General features: G+C 38.1%; 17 protein-coding genes. 6 read left to right on the forward strand and 11 right to left on the reverse strand.

The genetic code is table 11. The features are described 5' to 3' along the window. From AP75_RS12205 to AP75_RS12230, 8 genes are all read right to left on the reverse strand, one after another. Positions 1–186: transposase (locus AP75_RS12205; RefSeq protein ID WP_143755819.1), on the reverse strand; the 186-nt coding region annotated here is incomplete at its 3' end. Positions 187–371: 185 nt separating this feature from the next. Further along, positions 372–2,279, reverse strand: coding sequence for an acetate--CoA ligase (gene acs / locus AP75_RS12210; RefSeq protein ID WP_088264864.1), 1,908 nt, complete (start codon positions 2,277–2,279; stop codon positions 372–374). A gap of 143 nt (positions 2,280–2,422) precedes the next feature. Next, positions 2,423–4,324, reverse strand: coding sequence for an AMP-binding protein (locus tag AP75_RS12215; protein ID WP_088264865.1), 1,902 nt, complete (start codon positions 4,322–4,324; stop codon positions 2,423–2,425). Positions 4,325–4,366: 42 nt separating this feature from the next. Then, complete coding sequence (locus tag AP75_RS12220) at positions 4,367–4,729, reverse strand: response regulator transcription factor (protein ID WP_088264866.1); 363 nt, start codon at positions 4,727–4,729, stop codon at positions 4,367–4,369. Positions 4,730–4,736: 7 nt separating this feature from the next. Next, positions 4,737–4,943, reverse strand: a complete 207-nt coding sequence (locus tag AP75_RS14715) for a HAMP domain-containing sensor histidine kinase (protein WP_317043846.1) — start codon at positions 4,941–4,943, stop codon at positions 4,737–4,739. After that, the gene (locus tag AP75_RS14720) at positions 4,897–5,145 is read right to left on the reverse strand and encodes a hypothetical protein (protein WP_242589825.1); all 249 of its coding nucleotides are present in this window, start codon (positions 5,143–5,145) and stop codon (positions 4,897–4,899) included. The genes AP75_RS14715 and AP75_RS14720 overlap by 47 nt, the downstream gene beginning before the upstream one ends. Positions 5,146–5,430: 285 nt before the next feature. Next, complete coding sequence (locus AP75_RS14335) at positions 5,431–5,589, reverse strand: hypothetical protein (protein WP_158212082.1); 159 nt, start codon at positions 5,587–5,589, stop codon at positions 5,431–5,433. Between the two features lie 135 nt (positions 5,590–5,724). Continuing rightward, a complete protein-coding gene (locus tag AP75_RS12230; RefSeq protein ID WP_031501632.1) occupies positions 5,725–6,141 on the reverse strand; it encodes an IS1/IS1595 family N-terminal zinc-binding domain-containing protein in 417 nt (138 codons plus the stop codon). Between the two features lie 310 nt (positions 6,142–6,451). Between AP75_RS12230 and AP75_RS12235 the strand changes: the two genes are divergently transcribed. From AP75_RS12235 to carB, 4 genes are read left to right on the forward strand one after another with little or no spacing between them, the layout of a single operon-like run. After that, positions 6,452–7,342 carry an aspartate carbamoyltransferase catalytic subunit gene (locus AP75_RS12235; protein ID WP_031504649.1) on the forward strand — a complete coding sequence of 297 codons (891 nt, stop codon included), beginning with the start codon at positions 6,452–6,454 and terminating at the stop codon, positions 7,340–7,342. Positions 7,343–7,381: 39 nt separating this feature from the next. Then, a complete protein-coding gene (carA, locus tag AP75_RS12240; protein WP_031504651.1) occupies positions 7,382–8,455 on the forward strand; it encodes a glutamine-hydrolyzing carbamoyl-phosphate synthase small subunit in 1,074 nt (357 codons plus the stop codon). A 5-nt stretch (positions 8,456–8,460) separates the two neighbouring features. After that, the gene (locus AP75_RS12245) at positions 8,461–9,507 is read left to right on the forward strand and encodes a serine hydrolase domain-containing protein (RefSeq protein ID WP_158212083.1); all 1,047 of its coding nucleotides are present in this window, start codon (positions 8,461–8,463) and stop codon (positions 9,505–9,507) included. Between the two features lie 57 nt (positions 9,508–9,564). Next, on the forward strand, positions 9,565–12,747 hold the full coding sequence (gene carB, locus AP75_RS12250; RefSeq protein ID WP_088264868.1) for a carbamoyl-phosphate synthase large subunit: 3,183 nt from the start codon (positions 9,565–9,567) through the stop codon (positions 12,745–12,747). 151 nt (positions 12,748–12,898) lie between these two features. On the opposite strand, the gene AP75_RS12255 is transcribed toward carB, so the two are convergent. The 3 genes from AP75_RS12255 to AP75_RS12265 all read right to left on the reverse strand — a co-directional run bounded on the left by AP75_RS12255 (position 12,899) and on the right by AP75_RS12265 (position 14,763). Continuing rightward, positions 12,899–13,480 carry a c-type cytochrome gene (locus tag AP75_RS12255; RefSeq protein ID WP_088264869.1) on the reverse strand — a complete coding sequence of 194 codons (582 nt, stop codon included), beginning with the start codon at positions 13,478–13,480 and terminating at the stop codon, positions 12,899–12,901. 85 nt (positions 13,481–13,565) lie between these two features. Next, positions 13,566–14,036 carry a beta-barrel fold lipoprotein gene (locus tag AP75_RS12260; RefSeq protein ID WP_088264870.1) on the reverse strand — a complete coding sequence of 157 codons (471 nt, stop codon included), beginning with the start codon at positions 14,034–14,036 and terminating at the stop codon, positions 13,566–13,568. 238 nt (positions 14,037–14,274) lie between these two features. Further along, entirely contained in the window at positions 14,275–14,763 is a 489-nt protein-coding gene (locus AP75_RS12265; RefSeq protein WP_088264871.1) for a hypothetical protein, read from the reverse strand. 274 nt (positions 14,764–15,037) lie between these two features. On the opposite strand from AP75_RS12265, the gene AP75_RS12270 reads away from it, so the two are divergent. After that, a complete protein-coding gene (locus AP75_RS12270) occupies positions 15,038–16,996 on the forward strand; it encodes a tetratricopeptide repeat-containing sensor histidine kinase (RefSeq protein WP_158212084.1) in 1,959 nt (652 codons plus the stop codon). After that, positions 16,986–17,618: a response regulator gene (locus AP75_RS12275; RefSeq protein WP_088264873.1), complete on the forward strand. Its 633-nt coding sequence runs from the start codon at positions 16,986–16,988 to the stop codon at positions 17,616–17,618. The genes AP75_RS12270 and AP75_RS12275 overlap by 11 nt, the downstream gene beginning before the upstream one ends. Positions 17,619–17,622 lie beyond the last annotated feature (4 nt).

Genomic DNA, 17,622 nt, shown 5'->3' on the forward strand with positions numbered 1-17,622 from the left:
ATAGACCAATTCCCATTTCGGAAAATCATTGGGTAACATCCTCCATTGGCAACCGGTTTTCACCAAATACATTATGGCGTTCCAAATGGTTCTTAAACCATATTTTCGCTTTCTGTCATTGAGGTTCAAAGTCTTTTTTATAAATTGCCACTGATTGTCAGAAATGTTTGTCGAGTAATTTTTCACTGTAATTTAATTGATTAGTAACCAACAAGTTACGGAAAATAAACAACATAAACAACTGACAATCAGTTTTTTATAAGATTATTTTATAAAATAAACGCCGTACGAATTTTTCTAATTTAATTTTTAAACAGGCTCTTAATAATAAAAATTTCGCGTTGTTTTTTATAAAGTATATTGGAATTTAATTAAATTCTTTCGTTTTTAATTTCATCCACCACTTCGGGATTCAAAAGGGTAGAGGTATCCCCAAAATTAGAAAAATCCCCTTCCGCAATTTTCCTTAGGATTCTTCGCATGATTTTTCCGGAACGCGTTTTGGGTAGTCCCGAAACAAATTGAATTTTATCGAGTTTTGCGATTGGACCCACCGTATCACTTATTAATTGATTAATCTCTTTTCTCAAGTTTTCGCGATCTCTGCTTTCCCCTGAATCTTTTAGAATGACATACCCGTAAAGCGCACTTCCTTTGATATCATGCGGATAACCGACAATCGCAGATTCTGCAACCGCCGGATGTTGGTTGATGCTGTCTTCAATTGGTGCTGTTCCCAAATTATGCCCGGAAACGATAATCACGTCATCGACTCTTCCTGTGATCCGGTAGTAGCCTGTTTCGTCGCGTAAAGCTCCATCTCCGGTAAAATATTTTCCTGGAAATGCAGTAAAGTAAGTTTCTTTATACCGTTGATGATCGCCCCAAATGGTGCGTGCAATTCCCGGCCAAGGGAAACGGATGCAAAGATTTCCATCCACCTGATTTCCAGTAATCTCGTTGCGCTTATCATCCATCAAAACGGGCTGAATTCCCGGCAAAGGAAGTGTCGCGTAAGTTGGTTTAGTAGGCGTTACAAAAGGAATTGGCGAAATCATAATTCCACCCGTTTCGGTTTGCCACCACGTATCCACTATCGGACATTTTTTCTTTCCAACATGGTCATTATACCAATGCCAAGCTTCATCGTTTATTGGTTCACCAACGGATCCTATGACTCTTAAACTTGATAAATCATGTTTTTCAACCCATTCGGAGGATTCTTTTGCTAAAGATCGAATTGCGGTAGGAGCGGTATAGAATTGGGTAACTTTGTGTTTTTCAATAACTTGCCAAAAACGATCTGGTTCTGGATAAGTAGGAACTCCCTCAAAAATCAGTGTAGTAGCGCCATTGGCAAGCGGGCCATACAAAATATAGGAATGTCCGGTAATCCAACCGATATCTGCAGTACACCAATAAATATCGTTTTCTTTATAATTGAATACATTTTTGAAAGTGTAGGCAGTGTAAACCATATATCCTGCACAAGTGTGGAGCATTCCTTTTGGTTTTCCTGTGGAGCCTGACGTATATAGAATAAACAATGGATCTTCAGCATCCATAATTACAGAAATAAAGTCTGCAGGCGCTTTTTCGTATAAAGGTTCAAGCCAGAAATCTCTGTCTTCTTTCATTTTTACTTCGCTGCCGGTTCTTTTTACCACCAAAACTTTCTCTACTGATGGGCATTTTTCTATCGCTTCGTCGATGATTCCCTTAAGATCGATGGCTTTATTGGCACGATAGCTTCCATCCGAACAAATCACCATTTTTGCACCGCAATCATTAACTCTTGATGCAACTGCAGATGCGGAAAATCCTGCAAAAATGACGGAATGTACGGCACCCAATCGTGCACAAGCTAACATGGTTACGGCCAGTTCCGGAATCATCGGAAGGTAGATGCACACGCGGTCGCCTTTTTCTATTCCCATGTCACGTAATACATTTGCCATTTTGCAAACCCTATCGCGTAATTCATTATAGGAAATATGTTGGGCTTCTTCATTTGGATTATTCGGCTCCCAAATTATCGCGGTTTTTTCTCCACGAATGTTCAAGTGTCGGTCGATACAGTTTTTGGTGATGTTGAGTTTTGCGTTTTTAAACCATTTTATTTTGGCTTCCTGCATATCATAATCTACCACTTTGCTCCATCTTTGGTACCAAACGAAATTCTCGTCTGCAATTTTGTCCCAGAATTTTTTCGGGTTTTTGATGGATTTTTTATATTGTTTAAAATAATCGGGTAGGTCATCAATGAAATAATTCTTCATGTTTATAGATTTTTTATTAGTTTGAAGTTGATGATGTTTTTCTGTTCAGTTTCTTTTGTTTTTTATTTTGAAAATAATCCAACTTCGGTTGAAAATTGAGTTTAAATTTAAAATAAATTGCTTGGTTTTAAAAATATTTAGGCCTATTTTTTTTCATTTTTGTACGCATCAATCCTTTGTTGTAATTCTTTTACAATGCTTTCATCATCAATGGTTGATGGGATTTGATAATCTTTTCCGTCGAGCATTGTTCGAATTAGTTTTCTAAGGATTTTTCCGGAACGTGTTTTCGGTAATCTGTTTACCACCATGGCGTTTCTTAAACAAGCAACCGCCCCAATTTTTTCTCTTACCAATGCGATGATATCTTTCTCCAAATCTTCTTGACTGGCTTTGGAACTAGATTTTAAAACGGCAATCGCAAAAGGAACTTGTCCGCGAAGATCATCATCAATACCCACAACACAGCATTCAGCAACGTCTTTGTGAGCGGAAACGACTTCTTCCAATTCGGCAGTAGAAAGGCGGTGTCCCGCTACATTGATAACGTCATCTACTCTTCCGGTAATGAAAAGGTATCCGTCTTCATCCTGAATTGCGCCGTCTCCGGAGAAATAATATCCTGGAAATCTCGATAAATAACCAAATTTAAAGCGTTCCGGATCGTTCCAAATTCCTGATAATGCGCCTGGTCCCAGCGGAAGTTTAATAACCAAATACCCTTCTTTGTGTGCATCGAGTTCGTAACCTTCTTCGCTAAATATTTTGATATCGTAACCTGGAATTGGTTTTCCTGCTGAAGCTCGTTTTATTTTTACTTCTTCTACACCCGGCATTAATCCCAGCATTGACCAACCGGATTCCGTTTGCCACCAATGGTCGATTGCGGGAACTCCCACGTGTTCATCGTACCAATCGAGTGTCGCAACATCGCATCTTTCGCCTGCCAAAAACTGTGTTCTTAGGGAAGACAAGTCGTATTTTTTTACAAATTCTCCATCTGGATCTTCTTTTTTAATAGCTCTAATTGCTGTAGGCGCGGTAAACATTACTGCAACTTTATGATCACTAATTACTCGCCAATAGGTACCTGCATCCGGTGTTCCGATTGGTTTTCCTTCGAAAATTACGGTCGCATTTCTGTTAATCAATGCACCATAAACTGATAAACTATGACCAACTGCCCAACCAATATCGGATGCAGCCCAGAAAGTTTCATCTTGTTTTGCACCATAAATATTGCTCATCGCAAATTTCAGCGCAACTGCGTGACCACCGTTATCGCGAACTACGCCTTTCGGTTTTCCGGTGGTTCCGGAAGTGTACAAAATGTATAACGGATGCGTAGATTCTACCGGTATGCAATCCACAGGATCGGATTCTGCAATCAATTTTTCGAAATCGGTGAGGTCTTTATCATTTTCAAAATCGATGGTATTTCCCAAAAGTTTTCTGTCGAAAGCAACGATATGTTCCGGTTGATGATCGGCAATTTCGATGGCTTCTCGCACGAAAGGCAGATATGGAATTCTGCGCGCAACTTCCATTCCGGATCTCGCGGTGATGATGGCTTTTGGGTTGCAATCATCAATTCTTATGGCGAGTTCTGTAGGTGCAAAACCTCCAAAAACTACCGAATGCGTCACTCCTAATCTCGCGCAAGCGAGCATGGCAAATAAGGATTCCGGAATCATGGGCATATAAATAATCGCAGTATCGCCTTTTTGTAAACCTAATTTCTGTAATCCTCCTGCTAATTTTGCGACCTTTTCACGCGCTTCACTGAAGGTGAATTTTTGAATTCGATTGGTTACCGGGGAATCATAAATGATGGCTGTATCATCCCCAAAACCGTCATTAATATGTTTATCAAGCGCCAAATAGCAAGTGTTTAATTCACCATCAGAAAACCAAGTAGGGTAATTTTCCCCATCATCGGTGAGGATGGTTTTTGGTTTTTTGAACCATTCAATATTTTCGGCTTGCGATGCCCAAAATTGCTCCTTGTTTTCCACACTTTCGCGGAACATTTCATTTGCATTCATCTTTAGGGTGTTTTTTGTTTTAAATTTGAGTTCAGGAGAAAGTTAATTCAGAAGTTCTTCAATTTTTTCGGTAAGTTTTTTAATGGAATAAGGTTTTGTGATATAAGCATCAGCTCCTAAATCCAACCCTTTTCTGATATCGCTTTCACCCGTTTTGGCTGAAAGAAATATGATTTTTATGCTGTTCCATTTTTCATTTTTTTTAATTTCGGATAGGGTAGAATATCCGTCTAAATTTGGCATCATCACATCGAGTAAAATGGCGTCCGGGGTTTGGTCTTTTAAAATTTCCAAAACTTCGGAACCGTCTCTAGCAATGAAAACTTCGTATCCTGCTTTCCGGAAAGCGTATTCCAAAGTCATCAAAATTTTGTGTTCGTCATCAGCAATTAATATTTTCTTCATGTGCTATTCATTTAATTGGCAAGAGTATTTCAAATGTTACTTCGATTTCTTTATTTTTTACGGTGATGGTTTCGCCGTGTGCATTAATTATTTTTTTGCAAATCGCTAATCCAAGACCACTTCCGAGAGGTTTTCGAATGTTTTGGTTTTTGCTTTGATAAAATTTTTCAAAAATGAATTCCAGATCTTCTTCCGGGATTTTTTTTTCCGGTATTGAACATTGAAATTTTTAACATTCCTTCCTTTTCCTGGAATTTTGTTTGCACCATTCCTTGTTTATTGGTAAATTTTAGTGCGTTTCCGAGAATATTCTGAAATAATTGAATCATTTTCATTTCATCAAAATAAAGATACTCATTTTTCAAAAGATTCACTTCCGAATGATGAAGATTTTTCTGATCAAATAATTGATGCAAAGGTTTTAGCGCTTTATTATACGCTTCTGTAATATTTTTATGTTCAATGTTTAAGGGCGTAGTTCCAGCTTCTAATTTGTCGAGATACAGAATATCGTTGATGATTTCAGCGAGGCGGTCGCTTTCGGAAATAATGTTTCCTATAAAAACTTTTTTTTTCTAAAGGCATTTCTTGATCGTCCAGAAGCAGTTCGCTTTTTCATCCAGTGGAAAAAGATTCAAATTATATTCTCTGGAGTATGCAGATTGCCGACTGTCGAAGTTTTATTCGGTTCTTACCCAACCTTATAAAGAAACGTCCCAATCTTTTGTTTTGTTTTTTTCGGCTTCCAATGCTTCAATTCTTTTTAGAAGATCTTCTGTGTAAGGATTCTCTTGCGCTAAGAAAGATGTTTGGAAGATTATCGATGAAATAATTCCTAATAAAACTGTTGATTTCTTCATTGATTAATAATTTTTAGTTTGTTTTTTTGTGATAACTAAAGTGAAACTAAAAAATCGCTTGAAGAAATTTAATATATATTTATGCTAATAGTATAGGTTAATGAATTTTTGAAAGTAAAACTAACAGATTCTGCACTATTTTTTAAATCTTTCCCACCTGATCATCATGTATTTATCTCCAAACTCTGTGATGATGAGGCCGGAGCCTTTAATGTTTTCTTCGTTTTGAATAAAGGTAATGAGCTCGCTTTGCTTAAAAACTTTATAGCTTGTGTGGAATTCAGAATGTGGTGGTCTTTTGATGTTATATTTTTTGATCCATGAACTTATGGTAACGTGAGAAACACCGATAATTCTTTCAATTTCGCGAAAAGATAAACCTTCGAGATATAGTTGGAGTGCTTTTGTAACGTAATAATCATCAATTTGTTTACCTAATTTTTTAACCGTGAAATAATAATTGCAATCTCTGCATAGAAAGCGTTGTCGCTCTTTTACGATTCCACTTTTTACAATATTACTTTGTTGGCATTTCGGGCAAGAATTGGACATAACTATACTTTTTTAGCAAATATATATTAATTTAGCATTAAAATGAACAAAAATTTATGGGTAGGTAAATTTAAAAGGTGAAAAAATAGTTTATAGCGATTGATCTCCGGATAAAAATTACTTTTGTAAATTATACGTTGCAAAAAATCATCTTTGTTGTTCAAAATAAATTTCTATCTTTGCACCTAATGAAAAGATTATTTCCATTAGACGATTTACAGACAGGCAATTTTGCCGATATCAACAATATTTGTTTTTTATAACGAAGCTTTTTTGGCTTCGTTTTTTTTTGACCTAAACCGAAAAAATTATGCTTACAACCGCCGATTTAACTGTAGAAAAAATTAATTCATTATTAATTGCAGCTGACGAATTTTCAAAAGGAAAAGTTTTGAAACCCACAAAAGAAATTTATGTTTCCAACCTCTTTTTTGAGGACAGCACCCGCACCAAAACCAGTTTTGATATCGCGGAACGAAAGTTGGGACTTCAAGTCGTACCGTTTGACGTGACATCAAGCTCAGTGAATAAAGGCGAAACACTTTATGATACCGTGAAGACCCTTCAAAGTTTGGGGGTAAATCTGTTGGTAATTCGTCATAAGCAAGATCAGTTTTATAAAGAATTAAAAGAAATCGACCTTCCGATTATCAATGGGGGCGATGGAAAAGGAAATCATCCATCGCAAACATTATTGGATTTGATGACTATTCATCAAGAATTTGGGAAATTTAAAGGTTTAAAAATCGGAATCGTGGGCGATGTAAAACACAGTAGGGTAGCAAATTCCAATGCAGTTGCGCTCAGAAAACTGGGAGCGAAAGTTTATTTTTCCGGCCCTGAAAAATGGTTTGATGAGGGCGCGATTATCAATGGAACTTATCTCTCTATCGATGATTTGATAAAAGAAGTTGATGTGCTGATGTTGCTTAGAATTCAGCATGAAAGACATGATGAGAAAATGAAAATCTCACTCAATAATTATCATAAAAAATTTGGGTTGACACTGGAAAGAGAAAAAACAATGAAAGAAAATGCAATCATTATGCATCCAGCACCAATTAATAGAGGAGTGGAGATCCATGACGATTTAGTAGAATCTCCGCGTTCCAGAATCTTTCAACAAATGAAAAATGGAGTTTTCGCGAGAATGGCGATCCTGAAAGATGCGCTGGAAAGCAAAGGTTTTGAGTTTTTGTAAAAGAAATAAAATGCTAATAAAAGGTGCGAAATAAATAAAATGAAAAAGAAATTAATATTAGAATCCGGTGAAGTTTTTCACGGAGAAGGTTTTGGTGCACAGCTCGAAACTGAGGGCGAAGTGGTTTTCAATACCGGAATGACGGGCTATCAGGAACTGATTTCCGATCCGTCCTATTGTGGCCAAATGGTTTGTATGACTTATCCGTTGATCGGAAACTACGGCATCAACCGTGACGATTACGAATCCATAGAACCTGCTATTAAAGGTTTGATCGTGAAGGAACTTTGCGATTTTCCTTCCAATTTTCGTCATCAAATTTCTTTAGACGAACTGTTTAAAAAGAAAAAATTATCTGGAATTTCGGGAATTGATACCCGAAAATTAACCCGAGTTTTACGAAGCAAAGGCGTTGTAAAAGGCAGAATTGTAGATGAAAATGCCGATGAAAATGAAGCAATACAATCCCTGAAATCTACTGAATTTCCGACCAATCAAGTAGAAATGGTTTCTACGAAAACTCCTTATGCCAATCCAGGTAGAGGTTTGAACGTGGTTTTAGTGGATTTCGGTTCGAAATTGGGAATTCTGCGCGAACTTACCCAAAGAGACTGCGATGTGAAAGTGGTTTCCCAAAATGTCACCGCCGAAGAAATCTTGTTGATGAATCCCGATGGAATTATGCTTTCCAACGGTCCCGGCGATCCGGAAGATGTGAAAGGAGCATCTGAACTCATCAATGGATTACTTGGAAAAGTGCCTATTTTCGGAATTTGTTTGGGACATCAATTGATTGCATTGGCTTGTGGCGCCAAAACTTTTAAGTTAAAATTTGGTCATCGAGGTGGAAATCATCCGGTTTTAGATTTAGCCAAAAATAAAGTGGCGATTACTTCCCAAAATCACGGGTATGCAGTAGATCAAGAAAGTTTGAAAAATACCGATTTAGAAGAAACACACATCGCTTTGAACGACCGTACCAACGAAGGTTTGAGGCACAAAATCCATCCATGTTTCAGCGTACAATATCACCCTGAAGCAAGTCCGGGTCCGGAAGATGCAAATTATCTTTTTGATGAGTTTATTGAATTAATGGAGGATTTTAAAAAGTAATTATTTTGAAAACCTTATTTCTAGCTTTAACTGCGGGGATTTTATTAAGCTGTAACACGACAAAAGTTGCTGATACAAAACAGTTGTCTCACAAGATTGACAGTTTAATTCAGACTAAAAATCCGAGAGCATTCAATGGAGTGGTGGTGATTACGAAAGATGGAAAAAATGTCTATGAAAAAGCTTATGGATTTTCAAATATTGAGAATCAAACGAAATTGACTCTTGAGGACAAATTTTCTTCAATGTCTATTGCAAAGCAAATTACTGCAACTTTGGTAATGCTGGAAGTTGAAAAGGGAAATATCAATCTTAATCAGCCAATCAATACTTATTTGAAGGATTTGAAGTATAATTGGGCAAATAAAGTGACTGTTCATCATCTTTTGAATAATTCATCAGGGATTGATGCGTGGGAATTAAAAGACGAACTGCTTTTTGAGCCGGGAACTCAATTCAAATATTCGAATATTGGTTATGGAACACTTGGCAGAATCTTGGAAAATGCCACCGGAAAATCTTATGAGCAATTGGTTACAGAGCTTTTCGCCAAGTATGGACTGAAAAACTGTTTTTATCCCAATTCGGAAAATCAAAAAAAACTGGTAAACAGTTTTGCGATTACCAAAAACAGGACAAATTTGGTTAAAGAATTTCCTTACTCATCAGAACTTTATCCGGGAAGTCATTTGATGGTCACAGCGAGAGATTTGGCAAAATGGAATGACCTTCTTCATAACGGGAAAATTCTGAAAAACGAAAGTTATCAGAAAATGATTAATTATTCTGTTACCAATATTCATACGCTTTTCAGTGAGAAAGAAATTGGTTACGGTTATGGATTAAGAATTAATGACAAAGCGGATGTTTTTGAAATCGGGCATACGGGATTTTCTCCACCTGCTGGATTCACTGCGGTTAATTTATATTATCCTGAGAAAAAAGTTTCCGTCATCGTATTGGAAAATCAAGCGACAGATGATTTTGATATCGCTTATTATTTTGAGCAGGAAATCAGAAATATGGTTATCAAAAGTGACCTTCTAAAATAAAATTTTAAATAAATATAAGTCTGGAATTTTGATTCTCGACTCTAATATCTAATAAAAATGAAAAGAAACGACATAAAAACAATTTTAGTAATCGGTTCCGGACCAATCATCATCGGTCAAGCTGCGGAATTTGATTACGCTGGAACTCAGGCTTGCTTGGCTTTGAGAGAAGAAGGTTACAAAGTAATTTTGATCAACTCAAATCCGGCAACCATCATGACCGATGTGGAAATCGCCGATAAAGTTTATATCGAACCGATTTCTCTGCAGTTTGTGTCCCACATTATCCGCAAGGAAAGACCGGATGCACTTTTACCGACATTGGGAGGACAAACCGGCCTGAATATGGCGGTAGAACTAGAAAAAGCGGGAATTTTGGAAGAGTGTAAAGTGGAAGTTTTAGGAACCAAACTTTCCGCAATTAATCAGGCGGAAGACCGAGATTTGTTCAGAGAATTAATGAAGGAACTCAACGAACCTGTACCCGAATCCGACATCGTAAACACCGTTCAAGGTGCTCTGGAATTTGCACAAAATATTGGCTATCCGGTAATTGTTCGTCCTGCCTTCACAATGGGAGGCACCGGTGGCGGAATTGCGCATAACGAAGATGAATTAAAGGAAATTACAAGCTTTGGACTGAAATATTCTCCCGTAACTCAATGTTTGATCGAGAAATCCATCGCCGGCTTCAAAGAGATCGAATACGAAGTAATGCGCGACAAAAACGACAATGCTATTGTGGTTTGTAATATGGAAAATATCGATCCAGTTGGGATTCACACCGGAGATTCTATCGTGGTGGCTCCTTCGCAAACACTTTCTGATCGAGAATATCAAATGTTGAGAAATTCTTCATTGAAAATTATTCGTGCATTAGGGATAGAAGGTGGTTGCAACGTTCAGCTGGCTTTGGATCCGCATTCTTTCGATTATTATATTATTGAAGTAAACCCACGGGTTTCGCGTTCATCAGCATTGGCGAGTAAAGCAACCGGTTATCCGATTGCAAAAATTGCTGCAAAAATTGCTGTGGGATTGACTTTAGATGAAATCATGAATCCGGTTACAGGAACCTCTTACGCTTGTTTCGAACCAGCTTTGGATTATGTGGTAACCAAGTTTCCGAGATTTCCTTTTGATAAATTTGAAACCGCAGACCGCCGACTTTCAACCCAAATGAAAGCGACGGGAGAAGTGATGGCAATCGGTAGAAATTTCGAGGAATCTTTGCAAAAAGCAATCCGTTCCCTGGAGACGGGTTTAAGACATATTGGACTTAAATCAAAACAAGCAGAGGCTTTAACCGATGAAGAAATCGAAAGGAGAATCCACGTTTGTGATGATGAGCGATTGTTCATTATTGGCGATGCTTTACGAAGAGGTTACGATTGGGAACAAATTGTGGAATGGAGTAAAATTGATAAATTTTTCATCTGGAAAATCAAAAAGTTAATCGATTTTGAAAAGGTAATCGCTGAGAATAAATTCGATAAAGAAACATTACTTCAAGCAAAAAAACTTGGATTTTCGGATCTTCATATCGCTCATTTATGGAATTCTAATCAAAAAGAAATTTTTGAATTCAGAAGAAGCAATGGCGTAATGCCGGTTTACAAAATGGTAGATACTTGCGCCGCCGAATTCGAAAGTGAAACGCCTTATTTCTATGGAACTTACGAAGAAGTAAACGAAAGCATTCCTTCAAATAAAGAAAAAATCATCGTTCTCGGTTCCGGTCCCATCAGAATCGGGCAAGGTGTAGAGTTTGATTACGCCACAGTTCACTCGGTTTGGGCGATTAAAGAATTAGGGTATGAAGCGATTATCATTAATAATAATCCGGAAACCGTTTCCACCGATTTCTCGATTTCCGATAAATTGTATTTCGAACCATTGACCGAAGAAGATGTCATGAACATCATCGAACTCGAAAAGCCAAAAGGCGTCGTAGTACAGTTTGGCGGACAGACCGCGATTAATTTAGCCGATAAATTAGCAGCGCACGGAGTTCAAATTTTGGGAACATCTCTCGAGGATTTGGATCGCGCCGAAAACCGAAACAAATTCGAAGCGGCTTTGCAGGAACTTGGAATTCCGCAACCTTTGGGAAAAACTTGTTTTACGAAAGAGGAAGCTTTAGTCATTGCCAATGAAATTGGTTTCCCGGTTTTGGTTCGTCCGAGTTATGTTTTGGGTGGAAGAGCCATGGAAATCGTGTACGACGAGAAAGATCTGAACCACTACATGACCAATGCGGTGAAAGAAAACTCTGAACATCCAATTTTGATCGACCGTTATTTAACCGGAAAAGAAGTCGAGGTTGATGCAATTTCTGATGGAGAAACTGTAGTAATACCGGGAATTATGGAGCATATCGAAAGAGCGGGAGTTCACTCCGGAGATTCCATCGCGGTATATCCGCCACAGAATATTTCGCAAAAACAAATCGATACTTTGGTAGATTATACCAAACGATTAGCAAAAGGACTCAATGTGGTTGGGTTAATGAATATTCAATACGTTTTATATGAAAATGAAGTATTTGTGATAGAAGTTAATCCTCGTTCATCGAGAACGGTACCGTTTTTAAGTAAAATCACCGAAATTCCGATGGCAAATTTGGCCACCAAGGTCATTCTTGGTCAAAAATTAAAAGACCTTGGATACAAAAACGGATTAGCTCCAAATAAAGAAGGAATTTTCGTGAAAGTTCCGGTATTTTCTTTCTCAAAATTAACCAAAGTTGATATTTCTCTCGGCCCTGAAATGAAATCCACAGGAGAAGTGATGGGGAAAGATACCACCCTTGAAAAAGCACTTTACAAAGGACTCATCGGTTCCGGTAGAAAAGTACCACTTCACGGTGCAATATTATTCACAGTTGCCGATAAACACAAAGAAGAAGCTTGCGAAATTGCTAGAAGATTTCAGGAAATAGGCTTCAAAATTTGGGCAACAGAAGGAACTGAGAAATTCTTTGAAGAACATGGAGTAAGAACAAAAATTGGTTATAAAATAGAAGAAAATCCGGAAATTAATCTCATTGATCTCATTCAAAGAGGGAAAGTTCAATACATTGTAAATACCATGACTAAAGGAAAACAATCCGAACGTGATGGTTTCCAAATCCGCAGAACGTCCGTTGAAAACGGAGTTCCTTGCCTCACTTCAATGGATACCGTAGAAGCCATCTTGAAAGTCATTGAAAGTATGAGTTTTAAAATGGAGAAAATGTGATTTTGTAAGATGTAAAAATGATAAAAAAGCCGTCTCACAACTAATGAAAACGGCTTTTTTTTTGTTTTATCCCGACCTTCAGATGGAGAGAGATTTTTCGTTTAGACGATACTCAGCTTACCTCATTTGGTTTTGGGAAAATTTTTTTAATCTATTTTTCAAATTGTTTAGGCGGTGGCACCACATTTTTTACAGGTTTTATCGACTTCAAATAAGCAAAAATACCGCGCACATCTTCATCTTTCATTTCGGAATAATTGAACCACGGCATGGGCGGTAGCAGCGGCCTGCCGTTCTCCATTCCTTTGTATTTTCCTTGGGTAATCGCAGTTTTGAACTGTTCAAAAGTCCAGCTTCCAATTCCGGTTTCATCGGGTGTGAGGTTCGCGGCAAAGGAAATTCCCCATGATCCGGCAGCGGCGGTCATATCAGGACTCATCTGTGCAAAACCGCTTTTCGCCCTTTCCAAATCAAATTCGGGGACGGCATTTTTGCCCTGATAGCCGGAGAGCAGCAGTTCGGTGATTAATTCCGGGCCTTTCGGTCCCATTCTTTTCGGTGTATGGCAATCGTTGCAGCCGGTGATGGTGACGAGGTATTCACCTTTTTTAACCAGTGAGGCAGAATCCTGTTTTGCAAATGGTTTTTGATCAATATCCGGTTTTTCGGTTTTTTGGCAGGAAGTGGCTGAAAATAAGCCTGCTAGAAGTATATATAGGTGTGGCTTTTTCATAATAATTGGTTTTTAATCAAACTAATCCCGGCTACAATTCCGGGATTTGTTCCTGAAAAATTATAATTGTATGAACTATGATAAATTAAAAATTAAATTGTTTGCTCCAGTTTGCTCCATCTGTTGCAAGATTTATAGTCTCATTTACCTCTTCTTTTCCGTTTTTTTCAATCTTGTAAGATCCCGTGATAGCACCACCGTAGTTGATGATCTGTCCTCCCGCTGCTAAAGCAATTACTTTAAAATTAGTTTCCAGAACGTAGGTTTTGGTACTTCCTGTAAAATTGGTTTCATTTAGGCCTACACCAACCTGCCCATTTTGTGTTACACCGTTGATCTTCCAGACCGAGGTGGTAGCTGCAGCATCAGACGCTGCTGCGGCTAAACTGACAAAATCATTAGCATCAACACCGTTGAGCGTTATGGTAATTTTATACATATTTCCATCATTGCCGGAACCGTCACCATCATCATCTCTGCTGCACGACGAAATTCCAAACACAAGGCCTAAAGCAATTAGAAGCATCATGCTTCTCAGTACGATTTTTTTGTACATTGTTTTCATAAAATTTTTTATTTAATTGTTATTTTTTTTCTATACGATTTCACATTAAAGAACATTTTTCTGTGCTTCTAAATAGAATTCACCGTTTGTGATACTAACCGTCTGCCCGGTTTCGTAATTTTTTCCAACGAATTCAAAAGTTCCTCTCACTCTATGATCCTTAAATTCGGTTATAACCATGACGAGAAGCAGAAAATAAGACCAAGTGCCAAGTATAGAATTACAGATCTCATAGCTTCAAGGTGACAAGGCCATCTTCCATTTCAGCAATATTTCGGCTGGTGTATACACCTTTAGCTTTTGCATTTATTTTACGCATTAGGTTTTGGGTATCGCCTTTATGCATAACTGTAATCGTAGATTTCCCACTGCTGTATTTCATTTTAGTTGATGTTACCCCGTCTGTATTTTCTAAAAGGTCATGCAGTTTCTGAAATTTTTCCATCTCCATGCCGGTTATGGTTATAACCGTTTTGTTCTCTCCATTTGCATCAATGAGAGAAGCTGTTGAGTTTTCTTTTTTCTTTCCAAGCATTCCTGCTAGTTTTCCTCCTGTTTTTCCTGCTCTGTCTGCTGCGTTTGCAGCTCTGTCCACCTTGTAGGTGGCACTTTCTACCTTTCCGGCGAGCCTGTCTATTTTATCGAAAATGCTTTGTGCCTGTGCAGTAAGGGTAAACGTTACTGCTAAAATTGCTGATAATACAAGTTTCTTTTTCATAATAATTGTTGTTTGAATATTGTTAAAATTAGTTTACCATAGTATGATAAGGCAGATATACCTCGCCATTTTCTATCGTCAACACCTGCCCGGGCTGGTTTCAATTTTTTAAAATTTTACATGTTCAATTTTTTATTTTTTCTGTCATTCAAAGTTTCTGCATTTCGAGATACGCTTCAATCAGGAAAAATCTGTATTTTTTTCTACTTGTTTTTAGGTATTTTTTTATAAGTTTTCAATTAATATTTTTGATTAATTTTATTGGAAAATGACAATGATGAGTTTCAGACTGTTTTTATTCTTTTTCTTCCTGATGTCTTTTGCAGCATCGCAGGAGCGGGACAGTCTGGAAACGCTGATCAGTAAAGAAAAAAATGCTGAGAAGCGGGCAGACCTTATGCTTGAACTCGCCGATTATCTGTCGGATGTGGATACTGTGGAAGCAATAGTATACATTAAAAAGGCACAAAAAATAATACCTAAAAACAATAAGGTCCTGCAAGGAAAAGTTTATTTTACTTTCGGTCAACAGTTTTTTGGTGTTGAGCTTAAAAAAGCGCAGAAATTCTATAAAAGAGCAATTAATCTCTTGGAAAATCAGCAGACGAAAGATTCCTATATTTTAATGGCAAGAGCATGGCACAATTATGCAGCCCAGGAGCAGTATCAAGACAATTCGGACATTTTTATTTCCATTATTTTAAACAAATCAATTCCACTTGCCGCAAAAGCAGGAAGGAAAGATTTAGAAGCACAATATCTGAATGATATAGGTTCCGAAATGTACAACCGCAAACTTTATGAAAAATCCATTTCTTATTTTGATCAGTCGCTTAAAACTATAGAAAAAGAACCGGAAAATTATAATGTTTTAGAGCGTAAAATTGAATTTAATGTGAACGCTGCACAGTCTTATCTCTACCTGAACAACAGTGCAAAAGCAAAAAAATACCTACAAAGTGCAGAAGCGATTATTAGACGCTATCCCCAAAATCCTCTTGCAGTTTCCTTTTATCTTGTAAATGCCAAGTATTTTCAGTTGAACGGGGATTTTGAGAACTCTCTGCGGAACCTCAACAAAGGTTTGGCCGCACCAGCAATTGCACCACAAGATTATTTTGGACTTATTTACCAAAAAGCTTTCAGCCTAAGAAATCTGAACAGGCCCAAAGAAGCACTTGCCGTTTTGCAGACGATGATCAACAGGAAAGACCTTATCTCTACGAAACATGATGCCAGAATCCTGCATAACGAAATGTCCAAAATATATGCAGAATTAAACGATTATAAAAATGCCTATGAGTATCAACTGCAAACCAAATCTTTAAGCGACAGTTTATTGGCTGAGGAAAGAGACTCAAAAGCCTTAATGATGGAAACCAAGTTCCGCACCGCTGAAAAAGAAAAACAGTTGGCGGTGCAGGAGCTTGAAATCAACAATAAAAACCAATATATGTGGACATTTATCATCACCACGCTGGTCTTTTTGGGCAGCGGCCTGTATACTTTTTTTTATTACCGCAACAGAAAAAAACTTTCGGAGCAGCGCGAAATCAACCTTCAGCAAAAACTTAAAGAAAAAGAACAGACCGAAGAACTGAAAGTTACAAAAGCCATTCTCGACGGTGAGGAACGCGAGCGCGAGCGCGTAGCCAAAGACCTTCACGACGGGCTTGGCGGGATGCTCGCCGGTGTGAAGATCAACCTCTCAACCTGGAGCAACAACCATCTGGAAGAAAACCAGTACGAAAGCTTCCATAAGATTCTGAACCAGTTGGATTCTTCGGTTTCCGAATTGCGGCGCGTCTCCAGAAACTTGATGCCGGAAAGTTTGCTGAATTTCGGTTTGGAAATCGCACTGAAAGACCTGTGCGAATTTTATATAAAAGACGGACTTTATATTGATTTTCAGCCGATTAATATTCAAAAGGATTTACCGCTGAATCTGCAGGTCAATATTTACAGGATCGTTCAGGAACTTTTAGCCAACGCCGTAAAACACTCCAGCGCTAATAATATTTTGGTGCAGTGTTCGCAAAACGGGAACGAGTTTTACATCACCGTCGAAGACAACGGCAAAGGCTTCACTGAAGACGAAATGAAAAAAGTGAAAAGCCTCGGCCTGAAAAACCTGCAGAACCGGGTAAATTTCCTGAAAGGAAAAATCGAAATCCAAACCGCACAAAACCAGGGGACATCAGTTAATATAGAAATCAGTACAAATGTCGCATAACATCAATATCGTTATTGTAGACGATCATCCCATCGTGATTCAAGGTCTGAAAATGATGCTCGAAAATCAAAAATTTTTCCATATTTCCGCTACTTTTAATGATGGTGCCGGAATTCGAAATTTCATTAAAACAAATGACGCAGATATCGTTCTGCTGGATATCACTTTGCCCGACGCCAACGGAATTGAACTCTGTGCAGAAATCAAGAAAAAATCTCCGCAAACCTCCGTAATTATGCTCAGTAACCGATCGGAGCGAAGCATCATCATGCAGTGCCTCCAAAACGGAGCAAGCGGCTACCTGCTGAAAAATGCCACCATCGAAGAGCTGAGCAGCTGCATACGTGGCGCGCTTTCGGGCAACATAGTTTTCTGCAACGAAGTGAAAGAAATCATCAGCAAACCGTGTCAACGTGAGCTTTCGGGTATTCCCCGCCTTACCAAACGGGAAAAGGAGATCCTGAAACTTTTAACCGAAGGAAAAACCAGTATTGCAATAGCTGAAGAACTATTTTTAAGCCCGCTCACCGTTGATACCCACCGCAAAAACATCATCCACAAATTTCAGGTGAAAAATGTCGCCGAGCTCATCAGTGTGGCGAAACAGAATAATATGGTTTGAATTT

The sequence above is a fragment of the Kaistella haifensis DSM 19056 genome (assembly GCF_000735695.2).
Taxonomy (GTDB): domain Bacteria; phylum Bacteroidota; class Bacteroidia; order Flavobacteriales; family Weeksellaceae; genus Kaistella; species Kaistella haifensis.

What these genes read in the sequence shown, in the direction of transcription:
- acs (WP_088264864.1), bottom strand. Translation starts at nt 2,279, where the DNA reads ATGAAGAATTATTTCATTGATGACCTACCCGATTATTTTAAACAATAT.
- AP75_RS12215 (WP_088264865.1), bottom strand. Translation starts at nt 4,324, where the DNA reads ATGAATGCAAATGAAATGTTCCGCGAAAGTGTGGAAAACAAGGAGCAA.
- AP75_RS12220 (WP_088264866.1), bottom strand. Translation starts at nt 4,729, where the DNA reads ATGAAGAAAATATTAATTGCTGATGACGAACACAAAATTTTGATGACT.
- AP75_RS14335 (WP_158212082.1), bottom strand. Translation starts at nt 5,589, where the DNA reads ATGAAGAAATCAACAGTTTTATTAGGAATTATTTCATCGATAATCTTC.
- AP75_RS12230 (WP_031501632.1), bottom strand. Translation starts at nt 6,141, where the DNA reads ATGTCCAATTCTTGCCCGAAATGCCAACAAAGTAATATTGTAAAAAGT.
- AP75_RS12235 (WP_031504649.1), top strand. Translation starts at nt 6,452, where the DNA reads ATGCTTACAACCGCCGATTTAACTGTAGAAAAAATTAATTCATTATTA.
- carA (WP_031504651.1), top strand. Translation starts at nt 7,382, where the DNA reads ATGAAAAAGAAATTAATATTAGAATCCGGTGAAGTTTTTCACGGAGAA.
- carB (WP_088264868.1), top strand. Translation starts at nt 9,565, where the DNA reads ATGAAAAGAAACGACATAAAAACAATTTTAGTAATCGGTTCCGGACCA.
- AP75_RS12255 (WP_088264869.1), bottom strand. Translation starts at nt 13,480, where the DNA reads ATGAAAAAGCCACACCTATATATACTTCTAGCAGGCTTATTTTCAGCC.
- AP75_RS12260 (WP_088264870.1), bottom strand. Translation starts at nt 14,036, where the DNA reads ATGTACAAAAAAATCGTACTGAGAAGCATGATGCTTCTAATTGCTTTA.
- AP75_RS12265 (WP_088264871.1), bottom strand. Translation starts at nt 14,763, where the DNA reads ATGAAAAAGAAACTTGTATTATCAGCAATTTTAGCAGTAACGTTTACC.
- AP75_RS12270 (WP_158212084.1), top strand. Translation starts at nt 15,038, where the DNA reads ATGATGAGTTTCAGACTGTTTTTATTCTTTTTCTTCCTGATGTCTTTT.
- AP75_RS12275 (WP_088264873.1), top strand. Translation starts at nt 16,986, where the DNA reads ATGTCGCATAACATCAATATCGTTATTGTAGACGATCATCCCATCGTG.